General features: G+C 57.4%; 15 protein-coding genes. 6 read left to right on the top strand and 9 right to left on the bottom strand.

All coding sequences use genetic code 11. The features are described from left to right. Positions 1–2 precede the first annotated feature (2 nt). Genes NHF56_RS16770 through NHF56_RS16750 form a run of 5 tightly spaced genes read left to right on the top strand, consistent with a single transcriptional unit; the run spans position 3 to position 5,811 of the window. Positions 3–1,559, top strand: coding sequence for an ABC transporter substrate-binding protein (locus NHF56_RS16770; RefSeq protein WP_252806650.1), 1,557 nt, complete (start codon positions 3–5; stop codon positions 1,557–1,559). 26 nt (positions 1,560–1,585) lie between these two features. After that, positions 1,586–2,533, top strand: coding sequence for an ABC transporter permease (locus tag NHF56_RS16765; RefSeq protein WP_252806648.1), 948 nt, complete (start codon positions 1,586–1,588; stop codon positions 2,531–2,533). A 50-nt stretch (positions 2,534–2,583) separates the two neighbouring features. After that, positions 2,584–3,378, top strand: coding sequence for an ABC transporter permease (locus tag NHF56_RS16760; RefSeq protein ID WP_252806784.1), 795 nt, complete (start codon positions 2,584–2,586; stop codon positions 3,376–3,378). Position 3,379: 1 nt separating this feature from the next. After that, positions 3,380–5,155: an ABC transporter ATP-binding protein gene (locus NHF56_RS16755; RefSeq protein WP_252806645.1), complete on the top strand. Its 1,776-nt coding sequence runs from the start codon at positions 3,380–3,382 to the stop codon at positions 5,153–5,155. Beyond that, positions 5,152–5,811, top strand: a complete 660-nt coding sequence (locus NHF56_RS16750; protein ID WP_252806643.1) for an FMN-binding negative transcriptional regulator — start codon at positions 5,152–5,154, stop codon at positions 5,809–5,811. Before NHF56_RS16755 ends, NHF56_RS16750 begins: the two co-directional genes overlap by 4 nt. 436 nt (positions 5,812–6,247) lie before the next feature. On the opposite strand, the gene NHF56_RS16745 is transcribed toward NHF56_RS16750, so the two are convergent. Both NHF56_RS16745 and NHF56_RS16740 read right to left on the bottom strand, forming a co-directional pair. Next, a complete protein-coding gene (locus NHF56_RS16745; RefSeq protein ID WP_252806641.1) occupies positions 6,248–7,033 on the bottom strand; it encodes a crotonase/enoyl-CoA hydratase family protein in 786 nt (261 codons plus the stop codon). A 62-nt stretch (positions 7,034–7,095) separates the two neighbouring features. After that, complete coding sequence (locus NHF56_RS16740; protein WP_252806639.1) at positions 7,096–8,745, bottom strand: isovaleryl-CoA dehydrogenase; 1,650 nt, start codon at positions 8,743–8,745, stop codon at positions 7,096–7,098. Positions 8,746–8,844: 99 nt separating this feature from the next. On the opposite strand from NHF56_RS16740, the gene NHF56_RS16735 reads away from it, so the two are divergent. Then, complete coding sequence (locus NHF56_RS16735; RefSeq protein ID WP_252806638.1) at positions 8,845–9,624, top strand: PaaX family transcriptional regulator C-terminal domain-containing protein; 780 nt, start codon at positions 8,845–8,847, stop codon at positions 9,622–9,624. A 136-nt stretch (positions 9,625–9,760) separates the two neighbouring features. Here the strand turns inward: NHF56_RS16735 and NHF56_RS16730 are convergent, their stop codons facing one another. The 7 genes from NHF56_RS16730 to NHF56_RS16700 all read right to left on the bottom strand — a co-directional run bounded on the left by NHF56_RS16730 (position 9,761) and on the right by NHF56_RS16700 (position 16,369). After that, positions 9,761–10,867: an NAD(P)-dependent alcohol dehydrogenase gene (locus tag NHF56_RS16730; RefSeq protein ID WP_252806635.1), complete on the bottom strand. Its 1,107-nt coding sequence runs from the start codon at positions 10,865–10,867 to the stop codon at positions 9,761–9,763. Continuing rightward, positions 10,864–11,856, bottom strand: coding sequence for a branched-chain amino acid ABC transporter permease (locus tag NHF56_RS16725; protein WP_252806633.1), 993 nt, complete (start codon positions 11,854–11,856; stop codon positions 10,864–10,866). Before NHF56_RS16725 ends, NHF56_RS16730 begins: the two co-directional genes overlap by 4 nt. 9 nt (positions 11,857–11,865) lie before the next feature. Continuing rightward, complete coding sequence (locus NHF56_RS16720) at positions 11,866–12,729, bottom strand: branched-chain amino acid ABC transporter permease (protein ID WP_252806632.1); 864 nt, start codon at positions 12,727–12,729, stop codon at positions 11,866–11,868. A gap of 1 nt (position 12,730) precedes the next feature. Continuing rightward, positions 12,731–13,432, bottom strand: coding sequence for an ABC transporter ATP-binding protein (locus NHF56_RS16715; RefSeq protein ID WP_252806630.1), 702 nt, complete (start codon positions 13,430–13,432; stop codon positions 12,731–12,733). Beyond that, positions 13,429–14,142, bottom strand: coding sequence for an ABC transporter ATP-binding protein (locus NHF56_RS16710; protein WP_252806628.1), 714 nt, complete (start codon positions 14,140–14,142; stop codon positions 13,429–13,431). The genes NHF56_RS16715 and NHF56_RS16710 overlap by 4 nt, the downstream gene beginning before the upstream one ends. A gap of 21 nt (positions 14,143–14,163) precedes the next feature. Beyond that, a complete protein-coding gene (locus NHF56_RS16705; protein ID WP_252806627.1) occupies positions 14,164–15,381 on the bottom strand; it encodes an ABC transporter substrate-binding protein in 1,218 nt (405 codons plus the stop codon). A gap of 211 nt (positions 15,382–15,592) precedes the next feature. Then, positions 15,593–16,369 carry an IclR family transcriptional regulator gene (locus NHF56_RS16700; RefSeq protein ID WP_252806626.1) on the bottom strand — a complete coding sequence of 259 codons (777 nt, stop codon included), beginning with the start codon at positions 16,367–16,369 and terminating at the stop codon, positions 15,593–15,595. Positions 16,370–16,392: the final 23 nt, after the last annotated feature.

Genomic DNA, 16,392 nt, shown 5'->3' with positions numbered 1-16,392 from the left:
AAATGAAAAAGAACACTCGAATTTTCGCAACACTGTTTGCCGCCACGGTGATCGGATGCGCCCCGGCGGGGGCCGTCATGGCTCAGAGCGTCGTTCACATGGCATTGAATGCCGATATCCGCGGCACCAATCCCGGCGTGACCCGAGACGGCAACACAGACATCATTCATGCCCAGTTCGTTGAAGGGCTGGTGACCTACGGCAAGAACTTCGAGGTCATACCCATGCTGGCCGACAGCTATGACGTGTCCGAAGACGGTCTGACCTATACGTTCAAACTTCGCCACGGCGTGAAGTTTCACAATGGCGAGGAGATGACGGCAAAAGAAGTCGAGTGGTCGTGGAACCGGCTGGCAGGCGAAGCCTCAGAGAGCCACTGCAAGAATTACTTCAATGGAGAGAACGGCCTGAAGGTTGTGTCGGCCAAGGCAATCGACGACTATACTTTCGAAATCAAGCTCGACCGACCCTATGCCGTGTTCCTGGCGACCATAGCGCGGTTCGATTGTGGTTCCATGGGGGTTTTGCACCCTGACTCCGTCAATGCGGACGGTAGCTGGAATGCACCAATCGGGACCGGACCCTATGTGATGGGTGAGCACCTTCCCGGTCGCTATGTGGAGCTCAACCGCTTTGCCGACTATGTGAGCCGGGATGAGCCGATGAACGGCCTTGGCGGAGGCAAGCATGCCGAGGTCGACACGCTGCATTTCGATATCGTAAGCGAGGGCGCAGTTGCCAAGACCGCATTGATGGCCGGGGACCTTGATCTTGTCGCACTTGATGCAATGGCGGCGTCCGAACTTAAAGACCAGCCAGGGTTCAAGGTCGATATCACCCAGTCGGCCGTCTGGGATACCTATCTCTTGAACCCCAATGATCCGGTGCTGGCCGATGTGCGCATTCGTCAGGCGATGGCACATGCAATCGACCCCAACCAGATCATGGCGGCCATTACGGAAGGGTTCGGCAAGGCGTCACCCTCGCCAGTGCCTCCGATGTCGAAGAACTTCACCGAAGTGGAGGCCGAGTACCCGGCATATGATGTCGAACTGGCTAAAACCTTGATGAAAGAGGCTGGTTATAACGGTGAAGAGATCAAGATCCTCGCGACCCGGCGCAATGGTGCCTATTACGAGCGGGCGCTGATGGCGCAGGCGATGCTGATGGACGCCGGGTTCAATGCAACGCTTGAAGTGGTCGAGTGGGGAACACAACTCGAGGCCTATCGCACTGGTGAGGGCTATACGATGCAATCGTTCAGTTTCTCGCCACGGCTTCACGCCGGACTGAGCTTTGAAATGTTCACCGGTGATGATGTCCGCAAGGCATGGCAGGATCCCGAAGCAATAGCACTGGTTCAGGAATCGCTGACAACCCGGGACCCGGAGCGCCTGCAGGCAATTATCGACGAACTGTCACGTCGTTTTAACGAGCAGGTTCCGGCAATCGGGCTCGGCCACCGGATGCTCTTTACCGGCATGTCAGACCGTATTGAAGGGTTTGAGGACTGGGGTGCAGGCGTGTTGCGCGGCTGGATGTTGAGAACTTCGAACTGATCAACGCACGCTAGGAGATGACGGCCATGTACCTTTTTGTTGTACGTCGCTTGCTGATGTCGATCCCGACACTCATCATCGTGGCCGTCATGATCTTCTGCCTCGTCCGGGCGCTACCGGGCGATGCGGCGATCATGATGCTGGGCGGAAACATAGACGACGAAGCCACGCTGGAAATGATGCGTCAGCAGCTCGGGCTGGATCAGCCGCTGCCGGTTCAGTTCGTGGCGTGGTTGCGAGAGCTTTTTTCCGGCAATCTCGGCATATCGGTGCTGACTGGACAGCCAGTGGGGGCGCTTCTGCTTGATCGGTTCAGCGTCACCGCCACCGTCGTGCTCCTGGCGATGGCGTCTGCTTTGATTGTGTCCGTGCCGCTTGGCTTGCTGGCCGCTCACCGCCACAACAGTCGAACGGACTATGCCATTGTGGTGCTGACCATACTCAAACTGTCCATGCCAAGCTTCTGGGTTGGGCTGATGCTGTTGGTTCTGTTCGGCGCGATTTTGGGTTGGTTGCCCACTGTGGGGTTTGTTTCGTTGTCGCAGGACTTCGGGCTTGGTGTCACTTATCTGATCCTGCCCGTGACCTCGCTTGCCTTGTCGGAAATTGCGGTCATGACCCGGATGATGCGGGCCGGGAGCCTTGAGGTGATGAACCGCGACTACATTACCCATGCACGTGCCAAGGGACTGCCCGAGCGGCAGGTACTCTGGCGGCACGTGTTTCCAAACGCCTTTGCGCCGACTTTGACAATGGTCGGGATTGCGATGGCGGGTCTCCTGGCCGGCGCAGCAGTGACAGAGACCGTCTTTACGCTGCCCGGGCTGGGCAAGCTTCTCGTCGATTCGATCTATGGCCGGGATTATCCGGTGCTTCAGGGCGCTTTGCTGTTCATCGCACTGATTTATGTGGTGACAAACCTGCTGATCGATATCGCCTATACATTCTTTGATCCGAAGGTGCGACTGACGTGACTTTTTTCGCTCGCCTGCTCAGCAAGGCCAACGGCCTGATCGGTGCCCTGATGCTCGCAATCGTGTTATTCACGGCCTGTCTCGGCGCAGTCTGGACGCCCTATGATCCACTCAAGTCCGACCTGCTCAACCGCTTTGCTGAACCGAGTATGGCGCACCTGTTCGGCACCGACATGTTTGGTCGCGATGTGCTCTCGCGCCTCATGCGCGGTGCGTGGGTTTCAGTTTCGATCGGGTTGTCGACCTTGGTGCTCCCTGTCGCGCTTGGTACGCTTTTCGGTGCGGCCGCAGGCTATTTCCGCGGCTGGTTCGATCGTTTGTTGATCATGGTGCTCGATGCGCTGATGGCGTTCCCGGGTCTTCTGATTGCATTGGGTTTGATGGCCGTCATGGGGGCGAACCGCTATGGCGTCATCATTGCGCTGTCCGTCGCATATCTTCCCGCGGTCACGCGTGTGGTGCGCGGATCGGTTCTTTCCATAAGCCAGAACGAATTTGTGGAGGCGTCAGCAGTGATGGGAAATTCGCGCCTCTACACATTGGTCGTTCATATTCTGCCGAACTGTCTTGCGCCCCTGATTGTTCTCACCACCATGATGTTTGGCTGGATTCTTCTCGCAGAGAGCGCGCTGAGTTTTCTGGGCCTGGGCGTGCCGCCGCCGGAGCCGAGCTGGGGCAATATTCTATCCGAGGCCAAGGCCCACCTGATACGATACCCGTTGCTCGGTCTGCTGCCTGGGATCTGCATTTCTCTTGCACTGCTTGGCGTGAACCTCCTTGGCGATGCGTTGCGCGATGAGTTGGACCCGAAATCGGGGGTCGCCCCCTCCAAGGAGACGATCTGACATGAGCGAACTCGAAACAGGGTCTGCCACCGATCTTCTGGCAATCGAGAATCTGGAGATTTCCTTTGGCCCGTTGGCGGTCGTGAAGGGGGTCAATCTCACTGTGAAGCCGGGCGAAGTGCTTGCCATTGTCGGGGAATCCGGTAGCGGCAAGAGTATGATCGGGCGGTCGATCCTCGGGCTTTTGCCTGCGCCCGGTCGCGTGACAGCGGGCAGGATAGGCTTCGGCGAACATGAAATCACCGCACCGTCGAGCCCAGACGAATTGCGTCTATTGCGCGGGCGATCCATTGGCCTGATCTTTCAGGAACCCTTGTCTTCGCTGAACCCCACGATGCGGATAGGCGAGCAGATGTTTGAGGCAATGCGGCTGCACACGGATCTGTCCGAGGCGCAGATCCGGGAGCGCGCGATCGATATGCTGCGGCAGGTTCGGCTGGACCGGCCGGAGGCTTTGTTGAACCGCTATCCTCATGAATTCTCGGGCGGCATGCGCCAGCGGATCATGATTGCGTCGGTTATGATGCTGCAACCAAAGCTATTGATTGCCGACGAGCCGACCACCGCGCTGGATGCAGTTGTTCAGCGGGAGGTGCTTGACATCATGCAGGATGTGGCCCGGGCAAACGAGACCGCAGTGATCCTCATTTCCCATGATCTTGCAGTTGTCGCGCGTTATGCCGACCGGATCGCAGTGATGGAGCAGGGCGTGTTGGTGGAAAGCGGCCCCACTCGCGGGGTGCTGTCGCAGCCCCAGCACGCCTACACCCGCAAATTGCTCAGCGCCGCACAGCTCGGCGCTCCAAGCCCGATTGAAGGGTCGTCAGGAAAACCGCTGCTGCAGGTCGAAAATCTGAGTGTCGATTTCAGTGAAAAGACGATGTTCGGGCTCTTCGGGCGCAAGGTTCACCACGCGGTTCGTGACGTCTCGCTGAAGATCGCACCCGGTGAATTCGTTGGTCTTGTCGGAGAATCCGGCAGCGGAAAAAGTACGATCGGACGAGCGATATGTGACCTCGCCCCAATGGTGAGCGGGCGCGTGATCTTTGACGGGCAGGAACTTGATCGCCTATCCCGCTCCGAAGAACAAACCCAGCGGCGTCGGATCCGTGTCGTGTTTCAGGACCCATTCTCCTCGTTGAACCCGCGTATGCGGATCGGCCGCATCATCCGCGAAGGTCTGCGCCACGACCGCAGTGCAACGAGGTCAGAGCGCCAGAGGGCAGTGGAGGAAATGCTGGAGGCGGTTGGTCTGACGGCAGAGATGGCGGATCGCTTTCCGCATGCACTCTCCGGCGGGCAGCGCCAGCGCGTTGCCATCGCCCGCGCGTTGATCGCCAAGCCGGATCTGATCATCGCAGACGAGCCGGTGTCAGCCCTCGACGTTACGGTTCAGGCGCAGATACTTGCCTTGTTCAAGCGCCTGCAGGCCGACTATGGCTTTGCCTGTCTTTTCATCAGCCACGATCTGCATATTGTCGAACAGCTCTGCGCGCGCCTCTATGTTCTACATAAAGGGCGTTTGATGGAAGAGGCACCGACACCCGTCCTATTCGCTGAACCGCGTCATCCATATACCCGCCGACTGCTCAGTGCGTCGCCGCGCCTGGAACAGGGGAAAGATGGATTGCAATTGGCGGAAACCGAATTGGCGGACAACGAAGGCGATACGGTCGACTACTTCGACGCACTGCGTGCAGACGAGCCGTATCGCTTGGTTGAAACGGATGCCGGACACCGGGTCGCGGTCAGAGGCTACGCGGAGATCGCCCCATGATACAGGAAAAAACACGACCCTACGTTCCCTCTTCTTACCGCATGGATGAGCATGCGGCGCGACAAATGATTCTTGCAGAGCCGTTTGCTCTGGTTGTGACGCCAGGCCTTGAAGGGATAATAGAGACGACACATACGCCGCTCTTTTTCGAGACGGGAGAAACAGACTGCAGCACGCTGATAGGCCACATCGCCCGGATTAATCCTCAAGCCGCAGATATCTCCGCAGGCAGGCCGGGGCTCGCCGTTTTCAACGGTCCCTCGGCCTATGTTTCGCCTGCCTGGTATGTCGAAGATGAGGACGTTCCGACCTGGATTTATCAGGCGGTCCATGTGCGCGGGCAAATTGAGCCGGTCCAGGATCACAATGACATGTCGATTTTGATGGAAAACATCATTGCACAGTCAGAGGCACGGGTCGGCGGGAATTGGCAGATGGACCGTATTCCGCAGGCCGATATTGATCGAATGATGAAACGCATTCTGGGCTTTCGCCTGCACATCGAACAGGTGGTTGGTGTTGGCAAGCTGGAACAGACCCGCTCTGCCGCAAACCGGGCAGGGGTTTCCAAAAATCTTCGCCGAGGCCGTGAAGTGGCCCGAGAGCGGTTGGTCGAATTGCTGGACACTGGAATCAGTGGCGGGAGCACGCCCTGAAGGTGCAATCGTCCGCTAGACACTAGAGAAAGCAAGCAGGCCTCAAAGAGAGCATCCCCTACGAGAAAAGCTTCGCGCACGTACCGACCGGACCGGGCTGGGGCGTGGAACTCGATGAGGACGCTGTCGATCGCTCTATACCTGAAAGAGATTGAAGCTTTTGGCTAGAGTGCGGACACCAGCAAAATTGCCTTGCGAAGCAGGCGAAGATCCACCGCGTGCTTCTTGGAGCGAAGCCCTTTAACGTTGCAATACCCCACAAAGCATTCAATGCATGGAAAATTGCAGCCTGCGGGAAACCAGGAATATCGCGCCCTTATGGGCTCAACCTAAGTTGAGACCACGCTTAATTTCTTATTGTGTGGCGGGACGAGGTGGGTTCGCCCTTCTCAAGAGCGCTAAGAGGCTGTACCGCCATTGGGCATGCTCACGCCCTTTACTCAACCGGGCGTCCGTGACGTCCCGCACCGTCTTCAAAGCGCTTGGCACCGCCCTTGCCCTCAAGCGCGACGATGGGAGCGCCGTGCTGTCCCTCCTGACGGATAGCCTCTGCAAGGGGAAGATCCCACTGCATATAGGCTGATCGACGGTCGGCCTTCATGCATTCTTGCGGAAAGGCGGCAATTTCCCGCGCGAGCTTTTCTGCAGCAACGCGCGATTGCCCATTTGGCACAATACGGTTGACCAATCCCATCTGAAAGGCCTCATCAGCGCCGACAGGCCGACCCGTGAGGATCATATCAAGCGCGCGTCCCATTCCAACAATTCGTGGTAACCGCACGGTGCCGCCGTCAATGAGGGGTACGCCCCATCGGCGGCAGAAGACGCCAAAGGTCGCGCCTTCCTCGGCCACGCGCATATCTGCAAGCAAGGCAAGTTCCAGCCCTCCAGCGACGGCGTAACCAGCAACGGCGGCAATGAGCGGCTTTGACAAAGCCATGCGCGACGGGCCCATTGGACCATCGCCGCCGCCCTCCATATCCAGCTCATGCATTCGCGCCGGATCGTTCACTGCGGTCAGATCGGCGCCGGCGCAAAAGGTGCCGTGCTCACCCCAAAGGACAGCAACCCGCTGACTGTCGTCCGCTTCGAAGTCGCGAAACGCCTTTCGCAATTCCAGAGCCATCGGCCCATCAACTGCATTCCGGCAATCGGCACGATCCATGATGATCGTCGTGACCGCATCTTGCCGCTCGACACGAATAACAGGCCGTTTCTGCATTTCCATTATCCAAATTCTGCCCAAGAGGGATTCAATAACACTGGCTGAAGGGCAATTCGTAGTCAGGCGACGACCAATGCGCGTTCGATCAGTTTGTCGACCGGTGCTTCCTTGCCCAATGTGCCGAACACGAGGCCGTGCTCTCCGCCAAGGCGCGATGCGCAGAAAGCGTCTGCAATGTCGTCGTGCTCTGTTTTAAGAAGCAGGGAAGCCTGAAGCGCAAGTGCCGTGCGTTCGACAATATAGCGGCTGCGGTATTCGATTTGCTCCATATCAGAAAAGGCGGCCATAAGCCGTTGAAGCTCGGCGTCATAGCGGGCGTTCCTGCCCTTGGCGCTCTGGAGCTCGGCGAAGAGGGCGGCATGGGTCTTCGGCTCTTTCGACAGCGACCGCAAAACGTCGAGGCACTGGATGTTGCCGCTGCCTTCCCAGATGGAATTGAGCGGTGCCTGCCGGTAGAGACGCGGGAGAATATTCTCCTCCACATAACCGATGCCACCCAGACACTCCTGTGCCTCATTGATAAAGGCGGGTGCGCGTTTGCATATCCAGAACTTGCCCACCGCAGTTGCGATGCGGGCAAAGGCGGCTTCCTGCTCGTCGCGTGGAGCAGAATCGATGGCGCGCGCGACCCTCATCGTGAGTGCAACAGCGGCTTCGCTTTCCAGGGCAAGGTCAGCCAGAACATTGCGCATCAGGGGCTGATTGATGAGGCGTTTGCCAAATGCTTCGCGCTGATTTGTATGGTTCAATGCCTGCACCAAGGCTTGTCGCATTTGTGATGACGAACCGATCATGCAATCAAGTCGGGTGAGCCCCACCATTTCGATGATGGCCGAAACGCCGCGGCCCTCTTCACCAATCAGTTCACCATAGGCACCCAGAAATTCTACTTCAGACGAGGCATTTGCGCGATCGCCGAGTTTGTCCTTCAAGCGCTGAATTTCCACAGCGTTGCGCGATCCGTCCGGTCGAAAACGCGGGACGAGAAAACAGCCCAGTCCGGCATCCGTTTGCGCAAGCACCAGATGTGCATCGCACATCGGTGCGGAGAAAAACCACTTGTGCCCGGTGATTTCATAGGAGCCGTCAGCTTGCAAGACCGCGCGGGTCGTATTGGTGCGCACATCCGATCCGCCTTGCTTTTCGGTCATGCCCATCCCGATTGTGCAGCCGTTCTTCTGCTCCATGGGAATGCTGCGCGGATCATATTGTGTCGAAAGCAGCTTGGGGATCCATTTGTCGGCGATCTCGGGCTTGGCATGACGCAAAGTGGGGATGCTCGCATAGGTCATCGATATGGGGCAGCCGGTTCCCTGTTCGGCCTGGGAGCCGACATACATGAGTGCGGCCCGCGCCACATGGGCGCCTGCGCGATTGGCATTGCGCCATGCAAAACCGTTGACACCGGCCTTCATGCTGGCCTTCATCAATTCGTGGTAAGCGGGATGAAACTCAACTTCGTCAATACGGCGACCATAACGATCAAAAGAGCGCAACTTCGGTGGGTTTTCATTGGCATCAAAACCAAGTGCGACAAGTTCACCGCCAGCCTGTTCGCCATAATCCATCAGCTGCTCATCGGCCCAACCGCCACCTTCGCGGTCTACGCATTCTTTCAGTGCCGTGTCGGTCGCCCACACATTGTAATACCCCATGGCAAAGGGCTGGTTTTCGACTTCATGGGTCATGAACCGGTTGACGGGCTGCATTTTGTCTCCTCCTGTGCATAGGCGGCTTTTTTGATTACAGCTAATGGCAATAAATGTCAAAACAAGTAATATGTGAAAATGGACACACGAAGATTGATCTTGAACCTGCTGGCGGTAAACGGTGATGCAACTCTGTCGGTTGCGGCTGTGTTGCGGGCCTGTTCGCTTTTCGGCATCACTGAAAACAGCGCGCGTGTAACGCTGGCCCGTCTGGCTCAGCGTGACCTGATTGAAGCTGTTGAGCGGGGCGTTTATTCCCTCGGGCCTGCAGGCAAGCGTTTGGGGCGCGATGTTGCGGGCTGGGTCCGCGCAGAAGCACGTCTTCGGCCATGGAACGGCCAATGGATTGCCGCGGCAACCGGGGGACTGCCGCGCAGTGACCGCAAGCGTCTGCGAAGTCGTGAACGGGCGTTGTCAATGCTGGGCATGCGTGAACTTGCTCAAGGCTTATTCATTCGTCCAGATAACCTGATTGACGATGTAGCGAAGGTGGAAAAACGGCTTTTGGGCCTGGGTCTTGATGAACAGGCAATCGTTTTTGCCATCAGCGATCTCGGACAAGGCTGGCGTGAGGCTGCCTCTTCGTTGTGGGAGGGCGAATTTCCCGCCGCAGTTTATTGGGAGCGCACAGAAAAGCTGATGCACTGGTTAGAAAAGGCCCCTTCGCTCAGTCTGGATATTGCAGCAAGGGAGAGTTTCACGCTCGGCGACGAGGCAATTCGTCAGGTTGTCTTCGACCCATTGTTGCCTGCGCCGCTGACGGACGAAACCGCGCGTCACGCGTTTTTCCAGGCTGTGAGAGAGTTCGACGCTGTCGGCAAGCAAATCTGGGAGCGTTTTCTAAACCAAATCTCGCCGTTGGACGCCCTGACAAAGTAGCCCATGGGACGCCTCCGGAAAGGCTTGTAGCATTGGCGTCAGAACAAGATGACATCGCAAGCTGAACGTGCCGATGCCGGGGAAAGTCCCTCGTTTCCGACATCATCCGAGTTTATGCAAATACAGCCCTATACTCTCAGTTGCCCGCGAACCTGATGATGGGCTTAATGGTTCTTCCAAACTTACTGTCGGCGAGCGCTTCGGCCAGTTGGTCCATCTCATAGAAACGGCACAGTCTGTCAAAGGGAAAACGGCCGTCCATATAGAGGTCGATGAGCCGTGTTATGAAGGCCTGAGCATCGTGACTTTCTCCTTCGATAATGCCCTTGACGCTGCGTCCGGCCAAAAGGAATGTCGGGTTTATCGGCACTTCCAGCGATGGATCGACCCCGGCAAGCCATCCGCAAGTGCCGCGCGGCGCGGTGGAGGCGAGCGCCTGTTGCATCACCGTCGGGACACCGCTTGTGTCGAGCGAACGCAATACGCCGCCATCGGTTAGACTGCGGATGAAGGCCACGGGATCGCCGTTCTTGCTGTTGAAAACATGCGTGGCACCCAGGGCGCGCGCCGTTTCGAGGCGATCGTCTGAAATGTCCACTGCGATAATGACGGGCGCTTCGGCCACATGAGCAGCCATCACGGCGCTCAGCCCGACGGCCCCCGCGCCGAATACCGCAAAGTCGGTCTTTTCATCGACGGCGAGTGCGTTAAAGACGGCACCGGCACCGGTCTGGATGCCGCAGGCGAGCGGGCCAAGAAGCTCCAGTGGTGCTTCCTTGCTGACCTTGACCACATTGCGGTCGTAACAAAGCGCATGGGTGGCAAGGGAGGACTGGCCGAAGAAACTCCCGTGCACAACTGCCTGCTGTCCATCGTGCAAAGTGCTGCTTCCATCGGGACGGTCTCCGAAGAAGCAGCGTTCCACGGCATGGTGGCAATAGGTGTGATCATGGTCGTTGCATGCGCGGCAATCGCCGCAATAATCGTAGGTCATGACCACATGGTCACCAGGCACGACCTTCGTCACGTCGGCCCCGACGGCGACGACAATTCCCGCGCCCTCATGACCTGGGACCATCGGTAAGCGCGCCGGCAAAAGCTGCTCGATCGCGGATAGATCGGTGTGACATATCCCCGTTGCGACGATGCGTACAAGAATCTCGTTGTCACGCGGCGCGTCGAGATCGAGGGCCTCATAGACGAGCTTACCGGGTTCTCGGGCAACGGCAGCCTGAATTTTCATGAAGCACCTCCTGTCTTGGGATCGTGGGTCAGTGGAATGAGATCACGCCCGAGCTTGCGCCGCGCCAAGCCCCAAAGGCCCGTTGGAGCAAAAAGCACGATGAGGATCGAAATCGCGCCGAGCGTAATGAGGTATAATGTGCCGTAATCCTGGAGCAACTCTCGCAGCAGGAAAAACACCAGCGTCCCGATGATAGGGCCTTCCAGGCTGCCCAAGCCTCCGATGACAACGATGAAGAGCACATAAATGGTCCAATCGAGCATCGAAAAGGAAGCGACAGGCGAAATTCGACCCTCTTGCAGAGTTACAAGGACACCCACCAAACCGACCATTGGAGCGGCAAGGATGAAGCAGGCGGCGCGCACAAGGCGGGTATTAACCCCGGCGACCGCGGCACCTTCCTCATTGTCGCGCAAGGCGGCAAGTCCCAGGCCGATGCGCGAGCGCATCAAGGCCCAGATCAGAACAAAGGTCAGCACGGCCACCGCCAGCACCATTATGTAAATTGTCGAAAGGCGTTCGGGCACCCGCGCGCCGAAGGTCCGCAGAAGGTTTGCAGGCAGGCTCGCGCCCGATCCGCCGCCAAAGCCGGGCAGACGGCTGGCAACCAGCATCAACGTTTCGGCAACAACCCAGCTCCCAACCGCCAAATAAGCGGTACGCAGCCGATACAGCATGGCATAGACCATGGAGCCAAAAGCGAGTGTCACCGCCATTGCCGCAGGCAGCGCCACCGCCATATGCAAACCGGCAAGCATTGCAAAACCGTAAAACGCATAGGCACCAATGCCGACAAAGGCATGCTGGCCGATAACCATCACATTGCCGTATCCAGCGACGAGGTTCCAAAGCATCGCCAGAGACAGCATGGACAAAGCCTGAGTCAACAGAACCAAAACTGCCGGAGTAAAGGCAAAGGGCGCAATACACAGACATATCAGACCGGCTGCCAGCGCCAGCCTCCCGAAAATCACAAAACCGGATGTCATGATGTTACCTCATGTCTTCGGGAAGAGGCCCTGAGGCCGAAAGAGAAAGAGAACGAGAAAGACGATATGTCCTGCGAGCATCTGGAAGGCGCTGTCGATCATGCCCCCAAACGTCTGGGCAAGAGCAATGATGATGCCGCCAACAAGAACGCCCCAGAAGCTGCCAAGGCCTGCGAGCACGACCACTTCGAATGCAATCAACAGGCGGCTTGAACCTGAAGAGGGATCGAAATTGGTCCAGATCGACATAAGGCCACCCGAAACGGCTTCCGTGATCCCAACCATCGCCATTGCGACTGCCATGAGCCCGGCCAGCCTCAGCCCTACCAATTTGGCAGCGGCGGGTGCATCGGCAATGGCGCGGATTTGGATGCCCAACCCGGTGCGGTAGAGTATCTGTTCCAGCCCAACGATGAGCAAGCACGCGGTGACGAAAATTATCAGCGGCAATACGCCTGCATTAATATTCCCGAAGAGATTGATAGAGGCCATTTCAATGCCGCCAGCCGTAACCTTGCGGGTGTCGGCACCATACAGGCCGAGTAGACCGTTCTGAATGATGACGGAAAGCCCAAACGTGATCAGAATGATCTGCAACTCGTTCTGGCTTGCCGCGCGCTGGAAAAGACCAAACTGCAGCAGCCAGCCGACACCAGCCCCCACGGGAATAAGGACTATCAGCGCAACGGGAACAGGCAAACCAAGGCTATTGGTCAGCGTCAGCATGAGAAACGACATGGCAACGATGAGATCGCCGTGTGCGACATTGATGAATTTCAAAACACCCACGGAGATGGCCAGGCCGAGAGCAAATATGGCGTAAAGTCCACCCAGCAGGACGGCCTGGATGATTTGGTCGAGGAGGCCGGTCATGTCATTCTCCGAAATAGCTGGCTGCGATCTGTTCGCGGGAGACTTCACTCGAAGGCCCAGCCAGTGAGATGCGGCCTTCTAGCATGCAGGCGACATGGTCTGATGCACTCAGTGCGCGCGCGATATCCTGCTCGACCAGGATCATGCTCACGCCGTGGTCGCGAATGCGGGGCAGCACCTCGTAGATTTCCGCGATGATCTTGGGCGACAGCCCCAGGCTGATTTCATCACAAAGCAGAAGCCGGGGGTTCATCATCAGTGCCCGGCCAATTGCGACCATCTGCTGCTGCCCGCCCGAAAGCAGTCGGGCAAGCTGTTTCCGGCGTTCCGACAGTGCGGGAAATATCTCATAAACTTCAGCAAGGCCGATGCTTCCCTTTTGTCCGGTATAGCCGCCGATCTTCAGATTTTCCTCAATCGTCAGATTGGGGAAGAGTTGCCGCCCTTCTGGGACGAGAGCAATGCCCGATGAAATTCGCTCGGGCGTCGTGCGCCTGCTAATGTCTTCACCGGCAAAGCGTATTTCGCCAGTGACGCGCGGCACCTGACCTATGATGGCGCGCAGTGTCGAGCTTTTTCCCGCGCCATTCGCCCCTATGAGGGACAGGACTTCACCTTCTCGGCACGAAATATCCACGCCATGGACGGAATGAAAAGCGCCGTAGAACACGTTGAGACCGCGTAGTTCCAGAAGTGCACTCATGCTTCAACCCCGAGATAGAGATCGCGCACTTTCGCATCGGCCATTACGGTTTCGGGGGTGCCGTTCGCAATCAGGTTGCCTTCCGCCAGGACGACGAGCCTTGTCGCGACCTTGATCAGAGCATGGACAATGTGCTCGATCCACACGATCGTAACGCCTTCAGACTTGATCGTTTCCAGAATTGCCAGAAGCGCGACGCATTCGCTGTTCGTCAAACCACCCGCGATCTCATCAAGCAGTAACAGACGGGGCGATGTCCCAAGCGCTTTTGCCAGTTCAAGCCGTTTGAGATCGAGCAGCGGCAAATCGCCGGCGAGTGTGCGTGAACGATGTGATAATTGGCAAAGATCCAGTATGCGATTTACCTCCGGCCGCGCGACCGCAATGCCCCGGCCACTGGCCTGCGTGGCGCTGACCAGGACATTTTCGAAGACCGACAGATGAACGAAGGGATGCGGTATTTGAAATGTCCGTCCAATTCCGCCCCGAACCCGCGTCCATGGGCTCGCCCTGGTGATATCCTCTCCGTTCAGGCGAATGGTGCCCGCAGTCGGGCTGAGATTGCCGGAAATCAGGTTGAACAAGGTGCTTTTCCCCGCCCCGTTGGGGCCGAGAATACCTAGCGCTTCGCCGCGCGCCACCGACAGGTTGACCCCGTCGATGACCTTGAGCGCGCCAAAGTGTTTCTTGAGTTGCGAAACTTCAAGCATGGGCAAGACGATTCAGACCTATCAGCCGTAAGGGATCGGGAAAGGCTCGCGGGCAACCGGCACGGCCGGGTGGAAGCTGTTTTCGACCACGGCCATATCATAGGGAAACGCATAGCCTTCGCTTGATTTGACCCATTGAATCGAGACCAGCCCGAGCTTTGCCGAGTTCGGCACCGGTCCGGTCGAGAAATCAATGCTGCCGCAGATCGTTTCGAGCTTCGTTGCGCCCAGTGCGGCGCTGACGCTTTCGGGGTCGTCGAGATTCTCGGCCCTGCGCAGGGTATCAACCAGCACCTCAAGCATGGCGTGGCGTGATCCGATTCCGGCCGTCCATTGCCGGCCGGTTTCGCTCTCGTAGCGGCGCGCCGTTTCCAAGGCGGTGGTCCCGTCTATAGAAGACACATACGGAAAATCAGGCGTCCACCAGATCGGCACGGAAACGCCAACGGCCTTCTCACCCAGCGGTTCGACCGAGGCCGGATACTCTGAGGATTTCCCGGCGATCATGGCTTTGGGTTGAAAACCCTGCTGGGCACATTGAGTCCAGAACAAGGTGAAATCCGGTGGAGGCATGATGCCTTGGACGATATCGACATTGCTATCGCGGAATTTGGCAATCTGGGTCGAGAAGCTTGATGTCGGCAAATCAAAACGGCCCGGATCGACGATGGTATAGCCCGCGGCACCGAAGCCTTCCGTGAACGCCTGCGAGAGGACAACACCGTCGGCATCATTGGGCCAGAGCCCCCCGACCGTGCCGCCTGGAGCGATCTTGTCCATAAAGGCAAGCATTGCGCCCGCATAGGTTTTGACATCAAAGAAGGCACAATAGGTGTAGTCGAAGCCCTTGGCCGGGTCCCCGTTGCGTCCAAAGAACCACGGTTCGATCGGCACGTCGGAGGATAGACAGGGTACACCGTTCAACTCGCACTGATCCGAGGCGGGGTTCGCATTCTCCGGACCGCCGTAGCAGAGGATGACATCGACCCCTTCGGACAAGATCAGCTCCTGGGTCACCTCGGCGGCGCGGTTGGGATTCGATTGGGTATCGCGTTCAATGATTTCAAGAGGATAGCGGATGCCGTTATTCTCAATAAAGCCTCCGGTGCCCTCCAGAATACGTTCAATGACAAACCCTGTGGGCTCTGCAAAGGCCGCCATGGGGCCTGTCTGTGGGGAAACGACCCCAATCTTGAGGGTGCGTGCGTCCGCAAATGCCGGACGAATGGAAAGGTTCACGAGTGTTCCGGCAGCAGCATAGGCGCCACCGATCAGCGCCTTGCGCCGTGAAATTGTAAATGACATTGCAATCCTCCCGCAACGGCCCCTCCATAGACAGAATGGAGCGGCCTGTTTGTTGCAGTAGAATTCGCAAATATCAGCCTATATGTCAATCAATAATGTGATATTTATCAAATATCGATAAAAATAGTTTTTCTGTTTCTGTTTTTTATGAGCTTTTTGCGGGGTTGGATTTTGTCTCGTCAAGTGCGAGTTCTGCCATGAAGCCTTCGATCATTCGTGCCGTTGACGACAGGGCAGCATAGATCTGCGGACGAATTTCCTCATTGAGTTTGCGTTCTTCCACAATGGCCGATAACGAAGCATTGATTCCAAGCTCGGCGCTTCGCAGGGGGGCGGCGATACCCACCAATCCGGCGTCAACCTGTCCATGGGTCTCGCTGATCCCGATCTTGCGTATGCTGGTGAATTCGGCGTAGAGCGCGTCGAGATCGTTCTGCGCATTGGGGGAGGCTTGCTCGATGAGCGACATTATCTGGCGTTTTGGCAGGGTCGAAAGCACGGCCTTCGATGTCGCGCCGCGCAAAAGCGGCATAGGCCGGCCAAGTTCATAGCTCGTCGCAAAAGTTGCAATACTGGAACGCTCCTCAGCAACGCACATCACAGTTTTCCCGTAGAGCCGGGCAAGAATCGTGGTGCAAGGACAAGGGATCTGGTTCAGGAGCGGGCGAAGAAATTTCGACCCTGACAAGACAAGAGGATCGGTCAGCTTCAGGCGTCGGTAATATTCCACGAAGAGCGGACCGAGCCTGTAGCGCGACTCAACTGTGCTTTCCAGCATGTCGGCAGCAACCATTTCCCGGATCAGCCGGTAGAGCGTACTGGCAGAGGTATCAAGAGCTGCCGAAATTTCCGCGACCGTCCAGGTTGGGTGCGCTTGATCGAACAAGGTGAGGATTCTGGTGTAGCGCGTAATTCCCGTCATTGGCGTGGTTCTCTTTCATGCAT

Source organism: Rhizobium sp. L1K21, from assembly GCF_024055895.1.
GTDB lineage: Bacteria > Pseudomonadota > Alphaproteobacteria > Rhizobiales > Rhizobiaceae > Ensifer_A.
The sequence above is the reverse complement of the archived record's forward strand: the minus strand, read 5'-3'. Positions and strand labels throughout refer to the sequence as shown.